This is a genomic window from Dactylosporangium sp. NPDC000244 (assembly GCF_040300725.1).
In the GTDB taxonomy this organism is placed as follows: Bacteria; Actinomycetota; Actinomycetes; order Mycobacteriales; family Micromonosporaceae; genus Dactylosporangium.
In genome coordinates, this window is record NZ_JBEPEH010000048.1 from 39,244 (window position 1) to 56,864 (window position 17,621).

The window sequence follows — 17,621 nt, forward strand, 5'->3', positions numbered from 1 at the left end:
GGCCGCGATGCTCGACGTGGTGATCGTCGGCGGTGGCCAGGCCGGGCTCGCGCTGGCCTGGCACCTGCGCCGGGCCGGGCGCGAGTTCGCCGTGCTCGACGCGCACGCCCGGGTCGGCGACGCGTGGCGGCGGCGGTGGGACTCGCTGCGGCTGTTCACGCCGAACCGGTTCAACGCCCTGCCCGGCCTGCCGTTCCCCGGCGACCCGGACGCCCATCCCACCAAGGACGAGGTCGCCGACTATCTGCAGGCGTACGCGGACCGCTTCGACCTGCCGGTGTGCCTCGACAGCCCGGTGAGCGCGGTCCGGCCCGAGCCGGGCGGCGGGTTCACGGTGCGGACCCCGGGCCGCACCTACGCGGCCCGGCGGGTCGTCGTGGCCGCGGGGGCGTTCCACACCCCGCACGTCCCCGCGTTCGCCGACCGGCTCGCGCCGCAGGTCGTGCAGGTGCACAGCAGCCGGTACCGCAACCCGGACCAGGTGCCCGGCGCGGACGTCGTCGTGGTCGGGGCCGGCAACACCGGGGTCCAGATCGCGCAGGAGCTCGCCGCGGCCGGCCGCCGGGTCGCCCTGTCGGCCGCGGCGATCGGCCCGGCCATGCCGCAGCGCTGGCTCGGCCGCGACATCTTCTGGTGGTTCTCGCGCCTCGGCACGATGGGCCTCGGCCCCCACAGCCCGCTGGGCCGCCGCATCCGGGCCGCCAACCCGATCATCGGTACCGACGTGCGCGCCCTGCTGCGGCAGGTGGACCGGCTGGACCGGGTCACCGGCGCCGAGGGCCGGAACCTCCTGCTCGCCGACGGCTCGGCCCGGCCGGTCGACGCCGTCGTGTGGGCGACCGGATTCCGGCCGCACTACCCGTGGCTGGAGGTGCCCGTGCTCGACGGGGCGGGTGCCCCGGTGCACCGCCACGGCGTGACCGACTGGCCCGGCCTGTTCTTCCTCGGCCTGCCGTGGCAGCGCACCCGCGGCTCCGCGGTGCTCGGCTGGGTCGGGCGCGACGCGGCTCGGCTCGGCGACCGGCTCCTGCGCGGCGATTAGCATGATCCCCCGTGACGCTGGACAGCACCGAGGTCGTCTTCCGCCTGCTCGGGCCGGTCGAGGTCCGCCGGCCGGGGCGGCCGCCGGTCGCGCTGGCGCCGTCGGTGCGCCCGCTGCTGGCCCGGCTCGTCCTCGCCGCGGGCCGGGTGGTCTCCGTCGACACCCTGACCGACGCGCTCTGGGGTGAGGACCTGCCCGTCGACGTGGCCAACGCCCTGCAGACGCGGGTGTCGAAGCTGCGGCGGGCGCTCGGCGAGGCGGGCGACCGGCTGCTCACCCGCGCGCCCGGCTACCGGCTCGCGGTGCCGCCCGAGTCCGTCGACGTCCACCGGTTCGAGGCGGCCCTCGGGCTGGCCCGCGCGGCCCGCGACGCCGGCGACCCGGTCGCCGCCGAACACGCGCTCGACGAGGCGCTGGCCTGGTGGCGCGGGCCGGCGCTGGCCGACGTCGGCGACGCCGAGTGGGCCGGGCGGGAGCGGCACCGGCTGGAGGAGCTGCGGCTCGGCGCCGTCGAGGACCGCCTCGAGCTGCTGACCGCGACCGGCCGGCCCGGCGGCGCCGTCGCCGACCTGGAGCGGCTCGCGGCCGAGCACCCGCTGCGGGAGCGCCCGGCCCGGCTGCTCATGCTCGCCCTCCACGGCGCCGGGCGGCAGGCCGACGCGCTCGCCGCGCACCGGGCGCTGCGCCGGCGGCTCGCCGACGAGCTCGGCATCGATCCCTCCCCCGAGCTGGAGGCGCTCGCCGGGGCCATCCTGCGCCAGGAGGTGCCGGACCGCCCCGCGGCCGTGCCCGTGCCCGTGCGGACCGGCCCGGCGCTGCCGGCCCGGCTCACCTCGCTGCTCGGCCGGGACGACGACCTCGCCCTCGTGCTCGACCAGCTGCGCACGGCCCGGGTCGTCACGCTGGTCGGGCCCGGCGGCGTCGGCAAGACCACCCTCGCCGTCGAGGCCGCCCGCCACCTGGCCGCCGACGTCGGAGTGCGGCTCGTCCGCCTCGCCGCGCTGCCGCCCGGCGCCGAGATCGCCGAGGCCGTTGCCGTGCAGTTCGGTGTACCCGACGGGGAAGCCCTCGCCGGTCACCTCGCCGGCGCCCGCATGCTGCTCGTCGTCGACAACTGCGAGCACGTCGTCGACAGCGCCGCCGCGCTCGTGGACCGGATCGTGCAGGCCGCCCCGGGCGTGCGGGTGCTGGCGACCAGCCGGGAGGCGCTCGCCGTCACCGGCGAGGTGCAGGTGCCCGTCGCGCCGCTGGACCTGCCGTCGGCGACCCGGCTCTTCGCCGACCGGGCGCGGGCCGTGCGCCCCGGCTTCGCGCTCGACGCCGGCACCACGCCCGCGGTCGAGGCCATCTGCCGCTCGCTCGACGGCATCCCGCTCGCCGTCGAGCTGGCCGCGGCCCGGGTCAAGGCGCTGCCGCCGGCCGAGATCGCCGAGCGCCTCGGCGACCGGTTCGCCCTGCTGACGGGCGGTCCCCGCACCGCCGAGGCCCGGCACCGCACGCTGCGGGCCGTGCTCGACTGGAGCCACGACCTGCTGCCGGAGCCCGAGCGGGTGCTGCTGCGCCGGCTGGCGGTGTTCCGGGGCGGCTGGGACCTGGCCGCGGCCGAGGACGTGGGCGCGTTCGGGGCCATCGGGGCCGGCGACGTGCTGGATCTGCTGCTGCGCCTGGTCGACCGTTCGCTGGTGGTGCCCGACCCGGCCACCGGGCGGTTCCGGCTGCTCGCCACGGTGCTCGAGTACGCCGCCGACCGGCTCGCCGAGGCCGGCGAGACGGGCACCTGCCGCGACCGGCACCTCGGCCACTACACCCGGCTCGCCGAGCGGTTCGGGCCGTCCGTGCGCTCCGCCGCGCCCGCCTGGCAGCGGCTGCGCGAGGACGCCGACAACCTGCGCGCCGCGGTCGAGCGGGCCCTGGAACTGGCGCCCGGGGACCTGCGGGCGGGGATGCGCCTGGTGGAGGCGCTCATGCCGTACTGGAACTACGGCGTGCGGTACGAGGGCGTCCGGGCGCTGACGGTGCTGCTCGCCACCGGCGACCCGCCACCCGCCGAGCGGGCGAGGCTGCTGCAGGGCGTCGGCCTGCTCGGCGTGTACTACCCCACCGCCGAGTCCCGGGCCGCGGCCCGGACCAGCCTCGCGCTGTTCGAGCAGCTCGGCGATGCGGGCAACGCCGCGATCTCCCGGCTCGTCGTGGCGTGGGAGGGGCAGTACAGCGGCGACCCCGAACACCACCGGGCCCTCGTGCGCCGCAGCCGCGACGAGCTCGACGACGCCTACTGGCTGGCCACGGCGGAGTACCTCGAGGCCATGCTCGACCTGCGCATCGGCGACTTCGACACCGCGGTGACCCGGTGGCGCGGCGCCGAGTCGCGCTTCCTCGACGCCGGCGACTCGATGATGGCCGAGGCGGCCGCGGCGCACCTCGGCGTCGCGCTCTTCGGCGCGGGGCGGCCCGGCGAGGCGGAGCGGGTGCTGGTGCGGGTCGTCGAGCGGTCGCGCCGGCTGCAGGCGCCGCACGGGCTCGCGTTCGCCCTCGTGCACCTCGCCCACGCCCGGCTCGACGCGGGCGACCCGGCCGCCGCGGCCCCGCTGCTCGCCGAGGCCGACGCGGTGGCCCGGCAGGCCCGCAACCCCCGCTGCCAGGCGTGGGCGGCGTGGGGCCGGGCCCGGATCGCCCGCACGGACGGCGACGAGGCGACCGCCGCCGCGGAGGGCCGCCGGGCGCTGGACCTGCTCGGCGAGCACGAGTTCCCGTGGGCCCTGGAGAAGCTGCGGGCGTTCACGGCTCCCTGACCACGGCCAGCAGCGCCGCCCGGCCGGCCTCGCCCCGCACGCGCAGCCGGCCGCAGGCCCCGCACAGCTCCAGCGACACCACTCCGGGCAGGTCCCGCACCCGGGCGCTGATCCGCCGTACGCAGCGCCGGCAGACCGGTCCGCCGATCATCACCGTCGTCACCCGGGCAGCCTTCCGCAGGCCGCTGTCCGCCCGCTGTCCGCGCCGCGCCAGGGGCCGGACAGCGCCGGGCCGCAGGCTGCCGGGCATGCAACCAGACCTGGCCGCACAGGCCCAGAACCTCGTCAAGATCTACGGCCGCGGCGACACCGCCGTCCGGGCGCTCGACGGCGCGAGCGTGGCGATCACCGCCGGCAGCTTCACGGCCGTCATGGGCCCGTCGGGCTCCGGCAAGTCGACCCTCATGCACGCCCTCGCCGGCCTCGACACCGTCGACTCCGGCCGGGTCCTGCTCGGCGGCACCGACCTGACCGCGCTCGACGAGCGCCGCCGCACCCTGCTGCGCCGGGAACGGCTCGGCTTCGTGTTCCAGGGATTCAACCTGATCCCGGCCCTGAGCGCCGCGGAGAACATCGGCCTGCCGCTCGCCCTGGCCGGCCGCCCGGTCGAACGCGCCTGGTTCGACGAGCTCGTCGCCACCCTCGGGCTCGCCGACCGGCTGCACCACCGCCCGGCCGAGCTCTCCGGCGGCCAGCAGCAGCGGGTCGCGGTGGCCCGGGCCCTGATCGCCCGGCCCGACATCGTCTTCGCCGACGAGCCTACCGGCAACCTCGACTCCCGCAGCGGCGAGGCCCTGCTGGCGTTCCTGGGCCACGCCGCGCGGGACCTCGGCCAGACGATCGTGATGGTCACCCACGACCCGCGGGCCGCCGCCCACGCCGACCGGGTCGTCTTCCTCGCCGACGGCCGCGTGGTGGACGAGCTCGGCGAGCCGACCGCCGACGCGGTCCTGTCCCGCATGACGCGCCTGGACGCGCCGGCGCGGGCGGGGCGGTGACCGCGATGTGGCGCCTGACCCTGCGCAACGCCGTCGCCCACCCGGCCCGGCTCGCGCTCACCCTGCTCGCCGTGGCCCTCGGCATCATGTTCGTCACCGGCACCCTCGTGCTCACCGACACGTCCGGCCGCGCTCTGGACGCCCAGTTCCGCACCGCCGCCGCCGGCACCGACCTGACCGTCCGGCGCGCCACCGCGTTCGACGACGCGATGGGCGTCGAGGTCGAGCGCGACCCGCTCCCGGCCGCGACCCTCGAGCGCGTCCGCGCGGTGCCCGGCGTCGCCGACGCCCAGCCGGCCGCCCGGGGCCAGGCGCTGCTCACCGCCGGCGGGCGCACCCTCGTGCCGTCCGGGGCGTCGCTGCTGCGCTCGTGGACGCCGGAGCCGTTCAACGCGTTCGCCGTGCGCACCGGCCGCCCGCCGCTGACCGGCGACGAGGTCGTGCTCGACGCGGCCACCGCGCGCGAGTACCACGTCGCGCTCGGCGACACGGTGACCGTGCAGGCCGCGTCGACCGCCGCGCTGCGGGTGGTGGGGCTCGCCTGGTTCGGCGACCGGCCCGGCCTGCCGGACACGACGGTCGCGCTGGTCACCCTGCCGGCCGCGCAGCGACTGCTCGGGCTCGGTGACGGCGTGCCGGAGATCGCCGTCGCCGTCGCCGAGGGCGCGACGGTGGCGCAGGTGCGCCAGCGCCTCGCGGAGCGGCTGGGCGCCGACGCCGAGGTCGTCACCGGCCAGGACGTGGCCGCGGCGAGCGCGTCGGCGGCCAAGGGCCAGGTCGGGTACCTGCGCGCGATGCTCCTCGCCCTGGCCGGGGCCGCCCTGCTCGTCGGCGGGTTCCTCATCGCCAACACGTTCGCGGTCGTCGTCGGCCAGCGCACCCGCGAGCTGGCGGTGCTGCGGGCCGCCGGGGCCACCGGGCGGCAGCTGCTCGGCTCGGTGCTCGGCGAGGCCGCGCTGGTCGGCGCCGCCGCCTCGGCCGCGGGCATCGGGCTCGGCGTCGCCGCCGCGGCCGGGCTGCGCGCGCTCGCGGGACAGGTGGGCGTACCGCTGCCGGACGGCGACCTCGTCCTGCTCCCCCGCACCGTGGCCGCGGCGGCCGTCATCGGCGTCCTGATCACCGTCGCCGCCGCCGTCGCGCCCGCCCGCCGGGCCGCGCGGATCGCGCCCGTCGAGGCCATGCGCGAGGCCGCGACCGGCCCGGCGGCGAACCGCGCCCGCGCGCTCGGCGGGGCGGTCGTCACCCTCGCCGGCGCGGCGGCCCTCGGGGTGGTCCTGGCCGGGCGCGGGTCGCTCGGCCTGCTCGGCGCCGGGGCGCTCGTCACCGTCGGCGGCCTGACGCTGCTCGGCCCGGCGATCGCCCCCGTCCTGGCCCGGATCGCCGGACGGCCGCTGGATCTCGCCGGAGTGCCGGGCCGCCTCGCCCGGCAGACCGCCGCCCGCGCGCCCCGGCGCACCGCCGCGACCGCGATGGCCCTGGCCCTCGGCCTGGCGCTGATCGGCTTCATGGCGGTCGTCGGCACGTCGGTCCGGTCGGCGATCCGCCAGTCCTACGGCGAGACCATCACCGCCGACTACGTCATCGAGAGCAGTCGCAACGAGATGCTCGGCGGCCTGCCGCCGGACGTGCAGCACCATGTCGCGGCGCTGGACGAGGTCGCGGTGGCGTCGCGGCTGCGGTACGGCCATTGGAAGGACGGCACCATGACCAGCGCCCTGACCGCGGTCGACCCCGCGACCCTGCCCCGGGTCACGTCCCTGCACCTGGTCGCGGGCCGGCTCGACGCGCTGGCCGGCGGCGGCGTCATCCTGGCCGAGCGGGTCGCCCGCGAGCGCGGCCTCAGCGTCGGCGACACGTTGCCGATGACGTTCGCGCGCACCGGCGAGCAGCGCCTGCCGGTCGCCGGGCTGCTGCGGGACGCGGACGCGCAGGCGCTGTCGACCGACTACATCATCGGCCTGGACACCTACGCCCGCCTGTACGCCGAGAACGTCGACGCGAGCGTCTTCGTCCGGCTCGCCGACGGGGCGGACCCGGCCGCCGCCCGGCGCGCGATCGAGGCGGCGCTGGCCGGCACGCCCACCGCCCAGCTGCGCGACCAGGCCGAGGCGGTGGCCGGCCGGACCCGCGGCGTCGACGAGATCCTCGGCGTGACCACGGCCCTGCTGCTGTTCACCGTGGCCATCGCGCTGCTGGGCATCACGAACACCCTCGCCCTGTCGATCGTCGAGCGGACCCGCGAGATCGGCCTGCTGCGGGCGGTCGGCATGAGCCGGACGCAGCTGCGCTGGATGGTGCGGGGCGAGGCGGTGCTCGTGGCCGTGCTGGCGGTGGTGATCGGCGTGGCCCTCGGGCTCGGCTTCGGGGCCGGCGCGGTGACCGCCCTCGGCTCGACCACCCCGCTCGCGGTGGAGGTGCCGTTCGGGCGGCTCGCGCTGATCGTGGCGGTCGCGACCGTGGCCGGGCTCGTCGCCGGCCTGCTGCCCGCGCGCCGGGCCACCCGGCTGGACGTGCTGGACGCCATCAGCCGGGCCTGACGCGGATCCGGGGGCGGGCCGCCGCCCCCGGATCCGTCATGATGATCGGGTGAACCCCGGTGAGGCCCTGCTCCTGCTCGGCGGCGGCCTGCTGGCCGGCACCGTCAACGCGATCGCGGGCGGCGGCTCCCTGATCACCTTCCCGCTGCTCGTGGGCCTGGGCCTGCCCGGCGTGGCCGCGAACGTCACCAACGCGCTCTCGGTGGCGCCCGGCTACGCCGCCAGCGCGGTCGGCAGCCGCCCGGAGCTTACGGGCCAGGCGGGCCGCATCCGCGCCATCCTGCCGACGATCGTCGCGGGCACCCTGTGCGGCAGCGCCCTGCTGCTGTTCACCCCGCACGAGGTCTTCGACGTCGTCGTGCCCTTCCTGCTGCTGGGCGCCGCGGCGATGATGGCCTTCCAGAAGAGGCTGCGGGCCCTGGCCGGCCATCCACACGACATCTCGCCACGGCGGGCCGCGGTGCAGACCCAGCTGTCGGTCTTCGGCTGCGGCCTCTACGGCGGCTACTTCAACGCCGCCATGGGCGTCCTGCTGATCGCGTTTCTGTCCCTGGTACTGCCCGAGCCCCTCCGCCGCCTGAACGCCCTGAAGAACGTGTTCTCGGCCGTCGTCGGCGTGACCACGGTGCTGCTCTACAGCGTCTTCGGCCCGGTGAACTGGGCCGTGGTGGCGATCCTGGCCCCGGCCACGATCGCCGGCGGCTACCTGGGCGCGCGCGTGGCCCGCCGCCTCCCGGGCGAGGTGCTGCGCTGGATCATCGTCGTCTTCGCCGCGACGGTGGCGGTGGTCCTCTTCCTCACGTGAGCGGCGCTCGCCGGCGGGCGCTACGGGGCGTCGAGCAGATCGGCGATCGCCTCGATGCCCGCCTCGATCGCCCGCTGGGACGTGTCGCCGAACCCGAGGACCAGGCGCGGGCTCGATGCGCCCGTTGCGCGGTACATCCCGGACATCCCGTACAGGCCGACGCCGCGAGCGCGGGCGCGCTGGATCAGGCGCGCCTCGTCGGTGCCGTCCGGCAGGGTCAGCACGGCGTGGAAGCCCGCCGCCAGGCCGGTCACCGGCAGCCGCGGGGCGTGCCGCGCCAGGGCACGCAGCAGCGTCTCGCGGCGCGCGGCGTACTCGGTGCGCATCCGGCGCAGATGCCGGTCGTAGCGGCCCGACTCCAGCAGCGCCGCCAGCGCCAGCTGGTCGATGCCCGGGCTCCCGCGGTCGGCCAGGTGCTTGGCGTGGGCGACGGCGGGCAGCCAGCGGTCCGGCGCGACGATCCAGCCGAGGCGGATGGCCGGGGCCAGGGACTTGCTCACGGTGCCGAGGGAGATGACCCGGTCCGGCGCCAGGCCCTGCAGCGAGCCGACGGGGTCGCGGTCGTAGCGGAACTCGGCGTCGTAGTCGTCCTCGATGATGATGCCGTCGCGCTCGCGGGCCCAGGCGATGAGCTCCTGCCGCCGGGGACCCGACAGCACCACGCCCGTCGGCCACTGGTGGGCCGGGGTCACGAGCACCGCGCGCGCGTCGCCCAGCGCCTCGGGCCGCAGGCCGTGCTCGTCCACGGGCACGGGCAGCACCCGCAGGCCGGCCGAGGTTGCCTGGTCTGCCGTCGACGAGCCCGGGCCCGGGTCCTCCACCGCCAGCGTGTCCACCCCGTCCGCCCGCAGCACCGGCAGGATCAGGGACAGGGCCTGGGCCATGCCGGCGCAGACGATCACGTGGCCGGGAGTCGTGGCCGTCGCGCGGACGCGGATCAGGTAGGCGGCCAGGACCTCGCGCAGGCCGCGCTGACCGGACGGGTCGCCGTAGTCGAAGGCGGCGTTGGGCATGGTGCGGCAGGCCTCGCGGACCGCCCAGGCCCAGTCCTCGCGCGGAACGAGGCCCAGGTCGGGCACGCCGGTGCGGAAGTCCGCGATCGCCGGCGGCACCGGTGACGACGGCCGCCGCGGCGGGGGTCCGGGGCGGGTGGCCGCGCCGGGGGCGACGCGCGTCGCGGAGCCGGGGCGGCTGGTCAGGTACCCCTCGGCCTGCAGTTGCGCGTAGCAGTCCTGCACCAGGCCGCGGGACAGGCCGGTGAGCTGCGCCAGCTCGCGGGACGACGGGAGCTTGTCGTTGCCGGCCAGGCGGCCGGTGCGGATCGCGGCGCGCAGGGCCTCCTCCAGCTGGGTGCGCAGGCCGGTGCCGCTGGTCCGGTCGATCGTCACCAGCAGCTCCGGGCCCAAACCGGCCCACTCCACAGGCATGGAACTGGACCTTACCAGTGTGCCGGTCCACGCATAGCGTGCTGTCCATGGCCCTTCAGACGCTCCCCCGCCCGCGCCTCGTGACCCGTCCCGTGCTGCTGCGCCTGGTCTCCATCGCCGGGTCGGCCGTCGGGTTCTACCTGCCGCTGTCCGTGGTGCCGATGCTGGCGCACTCCTCCGCCGGCGCGGGCCTGGCGACCGTGGCCCTGCTCGTGGCCACGGTGGTGGTCGAGCTGGTGACGCCGCAGCTGGTGGGCCGGATCGGCTACCGCTGGTCGCTGGGGCTGGGGCTGTTCCTGCTGGGCGCCCCGACGGTGGTGCTCGCGTTCGAGTCCTCGCCGCTGGCGATCATCGCCGTGAGCCTCGTGCGGGGCGCCGGATTCGCCGTCTGTACCGTCGCCGGCGGCGCCCTCACCGCCACCCTGATCCCCGCCGAGCGGCGCGGCGAGGGCCTGGCCCTCATCGGCGTGGTGAGCGGCGTGACGAGCCTGATCGCCTTGCCGCTGGGCGTGTGGGCGGCGCACCGCTGGGGCTTCGGCCCGGTCTTCGTCGCGACCGCGGCGGCCACGCTGCTCGCGCTGCTGTCCGTGCCGGGCCTGCCGGCTCGCACTCCGGCGGCCGAGGGGCACCGCGGCGTGCTTTCGGGCCTGCGCAGCCCGGCGCTGACCCGCCCGGCGCTCATCTTCGCGGCATCGACGACGGCCGTGGGCGTGATCGTGACGTACCTTCCGCTCGCCGCGGCCGGACTCCCGGCGTGGGTGGCCCCGGCGGCGCTGCTCGCCCAGCCGGCCGCCGCGACCGCCGCGCGCTGGCTCGCCGGCCGCCTCGGCGACCGCCGCGGCCCGGCCCGCCTGCTCACGCCGGGCATCCTGCTGGCCGCGGCCGGCACCGCCGCGCTCGCCCTGACGAGCAGCCCCGCCGCGATGGTCACGGGCTCGCTGCTGCTCGGCGCCGGCTTCGGCGTGCTGCAGAACGCGACCCTGACGCTGATGTTCAACCGGGTGCCCGCCGGCGGCGAGAACACCGTGAGCGCGATCTGGAACAGCGCGTACGACCTCGGCATGGCCGCGGGCGCGATGGCCGCCGGCCTGATCGTGGGCGCGGCCGGCTACCCGGCGACGTTCCTGCTCACCGCCGCGCTGATGCTGCCGGCCCTGCCCCTGATCCGCCGCGACCGCCGCGCCGCGCGGTAGCTACTTGTTGTTCAGCACGTCGTACAGCGCCGCCGGCGCCTCCATGACGTCCGCCGCCGCCGGGGCGGTCGCGGCGACCGGCTGGCCGAAGCCCGCGAACGTCACCTCCGTGTCGGACGCCGGCGTGTCCGCGTACGCGGGCAGGCTGACCTTCAGCGCCGCGAGGTGCCCCTCGGCGTCGACGGTCGCGGTGAACGGCACCGCCTTCGCCTTGTCACCGAGGCCCGTGATCAACTCGGGGTCGTTGAACGGGCCCCAGGCCTTCTTCGTGAGGTCGAGCGTGCCGGTGAACGACTTGCCGTCGGTGCTCTGCGCGGCGGCGATGCTCGCGGGCATCGCGGAGAGCTGGACCGGGTCCTTGGCGTCGCCGAGGCCGAGCGCGTTGTCCGCGGAGACCTTCGCCGGGTCGTACTTGAACCACTTCGACCCGTCGATGCCCGGGATCGGCAGCCCGCCGATCTTCACGTAGTACCCGCCCGCGACGAGCAGGGTCTCCACGGACATCTTGGTGCTCGCGTCGAGGCCGACGGAGAGCTTGCCGGTGGCGGTGGACGCGGCCGGGTCGATCGCGCCCTCGATGGTGCCCTCGACGCTCGGGTCGGCCGCCTTGTACGTGTACGCCGCCGCGCTCGTCTTCGCCGCCGCGGCGGTCAGCTGCTCGGTGGCGCTGGCCGCCTTCGGCGTCGCCGCCCCGGTGGTGGCCGGTGTCGTCGTGCCGGCGTCCTCCGTCTTCGAACCGCAGCCGGCCAGCAGCACGACGGAGGTGGCGGCAACGGCCGGCCAGGTCAACCCGTTCATCCGCATATTGGTCACGGTATACGGCAAATGCTCGGGTTTTACCGGTTTCCGATGATCGCGGAGTGGAGCGGACGGCGCCGAGGCGTTACGGTTCTCGATCGTCGACACGAGGGATTTGCGGGGGCGGGCGGCATGACGGGGTACGGCAGCGGCGGCGACGGTTCCTCCCCGTGGGCGGCCCCGCCCGGGATCAACCCCGGCGACCTGGCCACCACCGAGCTCCCCGTGGTGGCGCCGTTCACGCCGCCGGTCGCCCCGGTGCGGCGCCGGCCGGTGGGGCTGTGGCTGGCGGGCGCCGGGCTCACCGTCGCGGTCGCGGCCGGGGCGGTCGTGGCCGTCAAGCTCGTCGGATCCCATGACAGCACCCCCACGCCGGCCGCGGCCCAGCAGGGGAACCCGTCGGCGGCCGCGAGCCAGTCGGACTTCGCGGGCGAGATCCCGACCGGCGGCGACCGGGACACGGCCTCGCAGGCGGTGCCGGCGGAGCTGAAACCGGGCGCCAAGCTGAGCTCGGGGCAGGCGCTGCGGTCGCCGAATGGGAAGTACACCCTCACGCAGCAGCCGGACGGGAACCTCGTGCTCGCCGATGACCAGAAGCGGGTGCAGTGGTCGTCCCAGACGTCCTCGAACCCCGGCGCCACCGCCAGCTTCGACCGCAACGGGGACCTCGTCGTCTACGGCAAGGGCGGCCTCGCGCTGTGGCGCAGCGCCACCGGCGGCCAGGGCGCCCTGCTCGAGGTCCACGACGACGGCAACGCCGTGGTGTCGCGGACCGACCGTCAGGAGGCGTGGTCGAGCCGGGCCGAGCGGACGCGGCTCTACCCCGGCCAGGGGCTGACGTCCGGCCAGCAGCGCCGCACGGCCGACGGGAAGTTCACGCTGACCCAGCAGCCCGACGGCAACCTCGTGGTCGCGGGCGCCGACAAGAAGGTCGTCTGGACCGCGCAGACGGGCGGCCACCAGGGCGGGTACACGCTGATGCAGCCGGACGGCAACCTCGTCGTCTACAGCGCCGACAAGCAGCCCCAGTGGTCCTCGGGCACGTTCGGCAGCACCGGCGCGGCGGCCGTGCTCGGCGACGGCGGCAACCTGGTCGTCACGGCCGGCGGCAAGACGGTCTGGTCCACCGCGACCGACGGCATCAGCCGGCTGACGGTGGGCCAGCGCCTGCACGCCGGCCAGTCGAGGACGTCCCCGAAGGGCGGGTTCACGCTGCTCATGCAGCCGGACGGGAACCTGGTGCTGCAGAACGCGGCCAAGACCGTCGTGTGGAAGAGCGTCACGAGCGGCCACCCCGGCGCGTCGGTGATGCTGCAGGGCGACGGGAACCTGGTTGTGTACGACAGCGCGAACAAGGCGCTGTGGAGCACGAAGACCACCGGCAAGGCCACGGCGTACCTGCAGGTCGAGGACGCCGGGGCGGCCGTGCTCTACACCGCCGCCAAGCAGTCCGTCTGGACCAGCAAGACCGCCTGAGCGACTCTGGCCCTGACCTAGGCCCAGTCCTAGCCGAGCAGGTGGCGCAGATACCGGTCGGGCTCGCCGAGGAATGCCCGGAAGTGGTCCACCACGGCGAGGTCGGACCACGCCGTGGCCCGGATGCCGTGCTCGCCGAGCTCGAGCACGGTGGCCCCGGGCAGCGCGGTGAGCACCGGCGAGTGCGTGGCCACCACGATCTGCGCCCCGGCCTCGGCCAGCACCGACAGGCGCGCCATGAGCCCGAGGGTCGAGGTGAACGACAGCGCGGCCTCCGGCTCGTCGAGCAGGTAGAACCCCGGCCGCGCGAAGCGGCGCTCCAGCAGCGCCAGGAACCCTTCGCCGTGGCTGCGCTCATGCAGGTCCCGATCGGGCGAGTCGGGCAGCCCCTCCAGATATGTGTACAGGCCGTGCGTCGTCTCCGCGCGCAGGAAGTACGCGTCGCCTCGCCCGCCCGCGCCGCGAACCAGCCGCAGCACGTCGCCGAGCGGCGACTCGGTGCCCCGGGTACGGTGCATCGCGCCGCGCGAGCCGCCCTCCGCGTTGAGGCCGTACGCCTGCGCGAGCGCCTCGATCAGCGTCGACTTCCCGGAACCGTTCTCCCCGACGAGGAACGTCACGCCGGCCGGGAGGTCGAGCCCCGCGTCCAGCACCACGCGGACCGCGGGAATGCGGGCCCACCACGCGTGCTCATCCCAGTCGGCGGCCGGGTCCCGTTCGACCCGCCGCACCGGGCGACCGGCCCGCCGGCTACCAGCGTCCACACCGACGAACCCTACCTACCCGGGCCGGCCGCTACACGCTGCTGTACTGGGAGGCGGCGGCCAGCACCGGGGCGCGGCGGGCGTTGAGGGACGCCAGGTCGGCGATCCGCACCCGGCCGTCGGCGAGGCGGCGGGCCTGCCAGAACGGCTCGTCGGCGACCGAGGTGCCCGGGCGGAGCCGCACGAGGAGCGTCTGGCGCAGGTCGACCCCGCGGCGGTGCACCTCGGCCTTGTCCACCCGGGACCACTCGAGGCGGTGCGGGCGGCCGCCGACGTCGACGGTGACGCCGCTGTCGTCGAGCAGCATCGCGGTGGCCTGGCCGCCCATGGTCGCTAGGCGCCCGATGGTCACCAGGACGTACGCGGCGCCGTAGCCCCAGATCGGCCCGGCCAGGAACCAGGGGGCGGCCTCGCTGTCGGTCACCGCGAAGACCAGCCCGCCGCCGAGGCCGCCGGCGGCGAAGAACAGCGCCCCGAACAGCAGGCGCAGCGCGGTCCGGGTGGCCATGGAGCCGCGGGTGGTGAGGAACTCGGCGGGCTTGCGGTGCGACACGTCGTGCCACGCCGGCCCCGCCGTCGCCGGCCGCTCCAGGACCGGGCTCACCGGGGCGGGCTGCGGCGTGGCCATCGGGCTCATCGGCGCGACGGGGCTCACCGGGGCGGTCGGAATCGCCGAGACCGGGTACGGGCTCCCCGGGCTCCCCGGCGCTGCGATCGGTCCGGTCCCCGGGCTCACCGGTGCCGGGGAGATCGGGGAGATCGGAATCGGCGTGGTCGGCGCCGGGGTGGTCGGCATCGGGCTGGTGGGCGCCGGAACCGGGGCGGCGGGGGCGGCGTCGGCCAGCAGAGCGCCCTCGGCGACGACCAGTTCGGGCTGATCGAGAACGGTCGGGGCGATCGCCGTCGCCCGGTGCAGCTCGGTCGCGACCAGGGGCATCCGGGTGGAGCCGCCGACCAGGAACAGCCCGGCGATCGCGTCGCGGGGCGTGCGGGCGGCCTTGATCGTCGCGGTGGTCACGGCGACGGTCTGGGCGACCAGGTGCAGCGCCTTGGCCTCCAACTCGCCGCGGGTCACGTGCAGGTCCCGGTCGACGATCGGCACGATGATCGCGGCCGAGGACTCGCGGGAGAGCCGCTCCTTGAGCATCCGGGCGTCGTCGCGCAGCTGCCGGGCGGCCCGGCGGTCGGCCAGCGTCTGCGGGGCGAGGAGCCGCCCCCACTCCAGCGGCGCGTCCGGCGCCACGACGGCCCCGATGAGCTGGACCACGAGATCGTCGACGTCCACGCCGCCGATGTCGTCGAGGCCGCGGTACGCCAGCGTCTCGAACCCCCCGGCCGCCCGCCGAACCACGGAGGCGTCGAACGTCCCGGCCCCGAGGTCGTACACGACGACGCATCCGCCCTCGGCCACCCCGTGCCCGAGCACCCGGGTGAAGTAGGTCCCGGCGGCGACCGGCTCGGGCACCATCCGCGGCGCCGGCAGCCCGGCGGCCCGCGCCGCGTCGAGCAGCACCTGCCGGCGCGCCGAACCCCACTCGGCCGGATGGGTCATGACGAGCTCGCCGACGCCGTCCCCGGCCACGTTGCGGGCCTCCTGCGCCACCCGCGCGAGCGTGGCCGCCACGATCTCGGTGAGCGGCACGGACGCGCCCCCGAGCAGCAGGTCCAGCTCGTCCACGTGCCGCTTCGGGTTCGGCTCGAAGCGGGTCGGGTCGAGCCGCGCGCTGTGCACCGCGTCGCGCCCGGTGGCCAGGTGCCCCTCCGGCATCGCGTACACCGCGGACGGCAGCAGCGGCGACCCGTCGAACAGCAGCGGCCGGGTCTTCCCGTCGGGCCACCGCAGAACGGCGACGGTGTTGGACGTGCCGTAGTCGATCGACAACGCGTACGCGCTCACGCCTCGGAAACGTAGGGTGCCCGCTGCCGGATCGCATCCGGCATTCGGCCGCACTTCCCCGCCCCCTTCGCTCGTTCGCTCAGGCCGGGGTCAGCTCGCCGAGCACGTCGGCTGCGAATTCCCGCATCCCGGATTCGTCTTCGAGCCGGCCCAGTCGGTTTCGTCAAGGATTCCGCGCGGGTCGGGAAGCTCCTCAGCCACTTCGGCATTACGCAACGGGCCGGGATCCGGGATACTGGAGATCTCATGACCGTGTTCGCGTGCGCGGGGTGCGGCGCCGTCCTCACTGTGCCGGTGTCGCAGGTGGCGCTGCCGGTGCATGCCCATCAGGTGTACGGCAACGGCTACCCCCTCGGCACGCTGATGGAGCCGGGGACGTTCGCCGTGGATCCGGCTCGGCACGGTCCCGCGTCGCTGCAGGGTGCCGGTGGAACCGTCGCGCTGGCGCCCGGCGATGTCCACGGGGCCGTGCTCGTCCTCGGGCTCGACGGATTCTGTTGCGGACTGGACGGCCGGGACGGCCCGAACATGAACTGCGCCCGATGCGGGCGACCGGTGGCGACCCGAGTCGACGACTGCTCCCTGTGGCAGGCGACTTGGCTCGACCCGACCGCCGTGCGCCGGATCGACGACGCCGCGCCGGCTCGGATCGCCGACTGGGCAACGCTGATCGCGCAGCGGCCCGGAACGCCACCGGCTCTCCCGAACGGTCACTGGGAACCGATGTGGACGGCTGCCGTCGCGGCCTCGCTGGCGCATCTGGTGGCCGCCTCCGGTGGTGCCCCGGTCACCGTCCCCGACGGCCTTGTCGCCGCCACGTTCCGCCGGGCGCTGGAGCGCCTCCTGCCGCCTGGACCCGGCGCCAAGACGCTCGCCGTCGCCGGACCGAATCTGCCGGCGGTCGCCGACATCCTGCTGGTGCCGCAGCATCCGCAGACCGGGGCGGCGTGGTCACCGCAAGACGGCCAGGTCGCCGTGCCGATCGCCTTCGACGTCTGGGCCGTCCTGGCGGCTCAACGGGACCGCAGGCCGGTTCCCGGCGCCGGGCTCCCGCCCGGGGAGGTGTATCACGACGACCCGCCTCCGCCCGAGCTGTACCGCTTCTCGCCGGACGGCCGCGTCTTCCTGGCGACCCTGGCCGGCTTGCCGGAACTCCGCCAGCCGTGGCTCCGCGCGATCTACGACAAAGTGCGGGAGAACCCCTACCGAGCGCTGTTCTGACGGGTCATCAGCAGCGCCTCGACGCCGGACAGGAACGTGTCGCCGATCAGGGCCGGGTCGAACAGGCAGCCCGACGCCATCGCGCCGTCGCGCAGCATGACGTAGTGGCGCGCCGCGGGCTCCGGGGGATCGGAGCCGATCCGGGCCAGCAGGCCGGTGATCGTGTCCAGGAACCACCGGCGGTGCTCGAGGACCGCGCGGTGCACGGGGTGGCCGGGGTCCGGGTACTCGGCCACGGCGTTCAGGAAGGCGCAGCCCCGGAACCCAGGGCCCTTGATGCCGTCCGCGATCGCCCGGCTGATCGCCCGCACGGCCTCGGCCGCGGGGCGCCCGTCCGCGAGGGCCTGCTCGGTCTGGTCGCGGATCGCCCGGTCGGCCGCGTGCAGGTAGGCCAGGATCAGGTCGTCCTTGCCCGGAAAGTGCCGATACAGCGTGGCCCGCGTCACCTGCGCCTCGGCGATGATCCGGTCGATGCCGACGGCGTGGATGCCCTCCGCGTAGAAGATCCGGCTCGCCGTGCCGAGCAGCCGCGAGCGCGCCTCGGACGGCCGGGCCCCGGCCTCGCTGCGACTCATGCCCCCATCGTACTAGATAGAACGTTCGGTCTTGACAAACCGTACCCCCAGCGGTCAGGTTAGAGAGACAGAACGTTCTACCCCTCGAAGGACAAG

At 76.0% G+C, this 17,621-nt stretch carries 14 protein-coding genes; 8 read left to right on the forward strand and 6 right to left on the reverse strand.

The annotated features are described in order from the left end of the window. Positions 1-7 precede the first annotated feature (7 nt). Both ABT369_RS48055 and ABT369_RS48060 read left to right on the forward strand, forming a co-directional pair. Positions 8-1,042, forward strand: a complete 1,035-nt coding sequence (locus ABT369_RS48055) for a flavin-containing monooxygenase (protein WP_350623613.1) — start codon at positions 8-10, stop codon at positions 1,040-1,042. Between the two features lie 11 nt (positions 1,043-1,053). Next, the gene (locus tag ABT369_RS48060) at positions 1,054-3,834 is read left to right on the forward strand and encodes an AfsR/SARP family transcriptional regulator (RefSeq protein WP_350623615.1); all 2,781 of its coding nucleotides are present in this window, start codon (positions 1,054-1,056) and stop codon (positions 3,832-3,834) included. Here the strand turns inward: ABT369_RS48060 and ABT369_RS48065 are convergent. After that, positions 3,821-3,997: a hypothetical protein gene (locus ABT369_RS48065; protein ID WP_350623617.1), complete on the reverse strand. Its 177-nt coding sequence runs from the start codon at positions 3,995-3,997 to the stop codon at positions 3,821-3,823. The two genes, ABT369_RS48060 and ABT369_RS48065, sit on opposite strands and share 14 nt — an antisense overlap. Before the next feature lie 85 nt (positions 3,998-4,082). Here ABT369_RS48065 and ABT369_RS48070 point away from each other — a divergent pair, with 85 nt between their 5' ends. The 3 genes from ABT369_RS48070 to ABT369_RS48080 are packed head-to-tail and all read left to right on the forward strand — an operon-like array spanning position 4,083 to position 8,174. Next, positions 4,083-4,832 carry an ABC transporter ATP-binding protein gene (locus ABT369_RS48070; RefSeq protein WP_350623619.1) on the forward strand — a complete coding sequence of 250 codons (750 nt, stop codon included), beginning with the start codon at positions 4,083-4,085 and terminating at the stop codon, positions 4,830-4,832. A 5-nt stretch (positions 4,833-4,837) separates the two neighbouring features. Then, positions 4,838-7,369 carry an FtsX-like permease family protein gene (locus tag ABT369_RS48075; protein ID WP_350623621.1) on the forward strand — a complete coding sequence of 844 codons (2,532 nt, stop codon included), beginning with the start codon at positions 4,838-4,840 and terminating at the stop codon, positions 7,367-7,369. Positions 7,370-7,418: 49 nt separating this feature from the next. Next, complete coding sequence (locus ABT369_RS48080) at positions 7,419-8,174, forward strand: sulfite exporter TauE/SafE family protein (protein ID WP_350623623.1); 756 nt, start codon at positions 7,419-7,421, stop codon at positions 8,172-8,174. Positions 8,175-8,194: 20 nt separating this feature from the next. On the opposite strand, the gene pdxR is transcribed toward ABT369_RS48080, so the two are convergent. Continuing rightward, positions 8,195-9,601: a MocR-like pyridoxine biosynthesis transcription factor PdxR gene (pdxR, locus tag ABT369_RS48085; RefSeq protein ID WP_350623624.1), complete on the reverse strand. Its 1,407-nt coding sequence runs from the start codon at positions 9,599-9,601 to the stop codon at positions 8,195-8,197. A gap of 47 nt (positions 9,602-9,648) precedes the next feature. Between pdxR and ABT369_RS48090 the strand changes: the two genes are divergently transcribed. Further along, positions 9,649-10,794, forward strand: coding sequence for an MFS transporter (locus ABT369_RS48090; RefSeq protein ID WP_350623626.1), 1,146 nt, complete (start codon positions 9,649-9,651; stop codon positions 10,792-10,794). Here ABT369_RS48090 and ABT369_RS48095 read toward each other — a convergent pair whose 3' ends face one another. Further along, positions 10,795-11,598: a hypothetical protein gene (locus tag ABT369_RS48095; RefSeq protein WP_350623628.1), complete on the reverse strand. Its 804-nt coding sequence runs from the start codon at positions 11,596-11,598 to the stop codon at positions 10,795-10,797. A gap of 126 nt (positions 11,599-11,724) precedes the next feature. Here ABT369_RS48095 and ABT369_RS48100 point away from each other — a divergent pair, with 126 nt between their 5' ends. Further along, positions 11,725-13,068, forward strand: coding sequence for a hypothetical protein (locus tag ABT369_RS48100; protein ID WP_350623630.1), 1,344 nt, complete (start codon positions 11,725-11,727; stop codon positions 13,066-13,068). A gap of 29 nt (positions 13,069-13,097) precedes the next feature. Here the strand turns inward: ABT369_RS48100 and ABT369_RS48105 are convergent, their stop codons facing one another. Both ABT369_RS48105 and ABT369_RS48110 read right to left on the reverse strand, forming a co-directional pair. After that, complete coding sequence (locus ABT369_RS48105; RefSeq protein WP_350623632.1) at positions 13,098-13,832, reverse strand: AAA family ATPase; 735 nt, start codon at positions 13,830-13,832, stop codon at positions 13,098-13,100. A gap of 31 nt (positions 13,833-13,863) precedes the next feature. Next, positions 13,864-15,729, reverse strand: coding sequence for an Hsp70 family protein (locus ABT369_RS48110; RefSeq protein ID WP_350623633.1), 1,866 nt, complete (start codon positions 15,727-15,729; stop codon positions 13,864-13,866). 246 nt (positions 15,730-15,975) lie between these two features. Here ABT369_RS48110 and ABT369_RS48115 point away from each other — a divergent pair, with 246 nt between their 5' ends. Further along, on the forward strand, positions 15,976-16,950 hold the full coding sequence (locus tag ABT369_RS48115) for a hypothetical protein (RefSeq protein ID WP_350623635.1): 975 nt from the start codon (positions 15,976-15,978) through the stop codon (positions 16,948-16,950). Here ABT369_RS48115 and ABT369_RS48120 read toward each other — a convergent pair. Next, positions 16,932-17,525 (reverse strand): TetR/AcrR family transcriptional regulator, encoded by a 594-nt coding sequence (locus ABT369_RS48120; protein ID WP_350623637.1) that lies wholly within the window; start codon positions 17,523-17,525, stop codon positions 16,932-16,934. The genes ABT369_RS48115 and ABT369_RS48120 overlap by 19 nt on opposite strands. Positions 17,526-17,621: the final 96 nt, after the last annotated feature.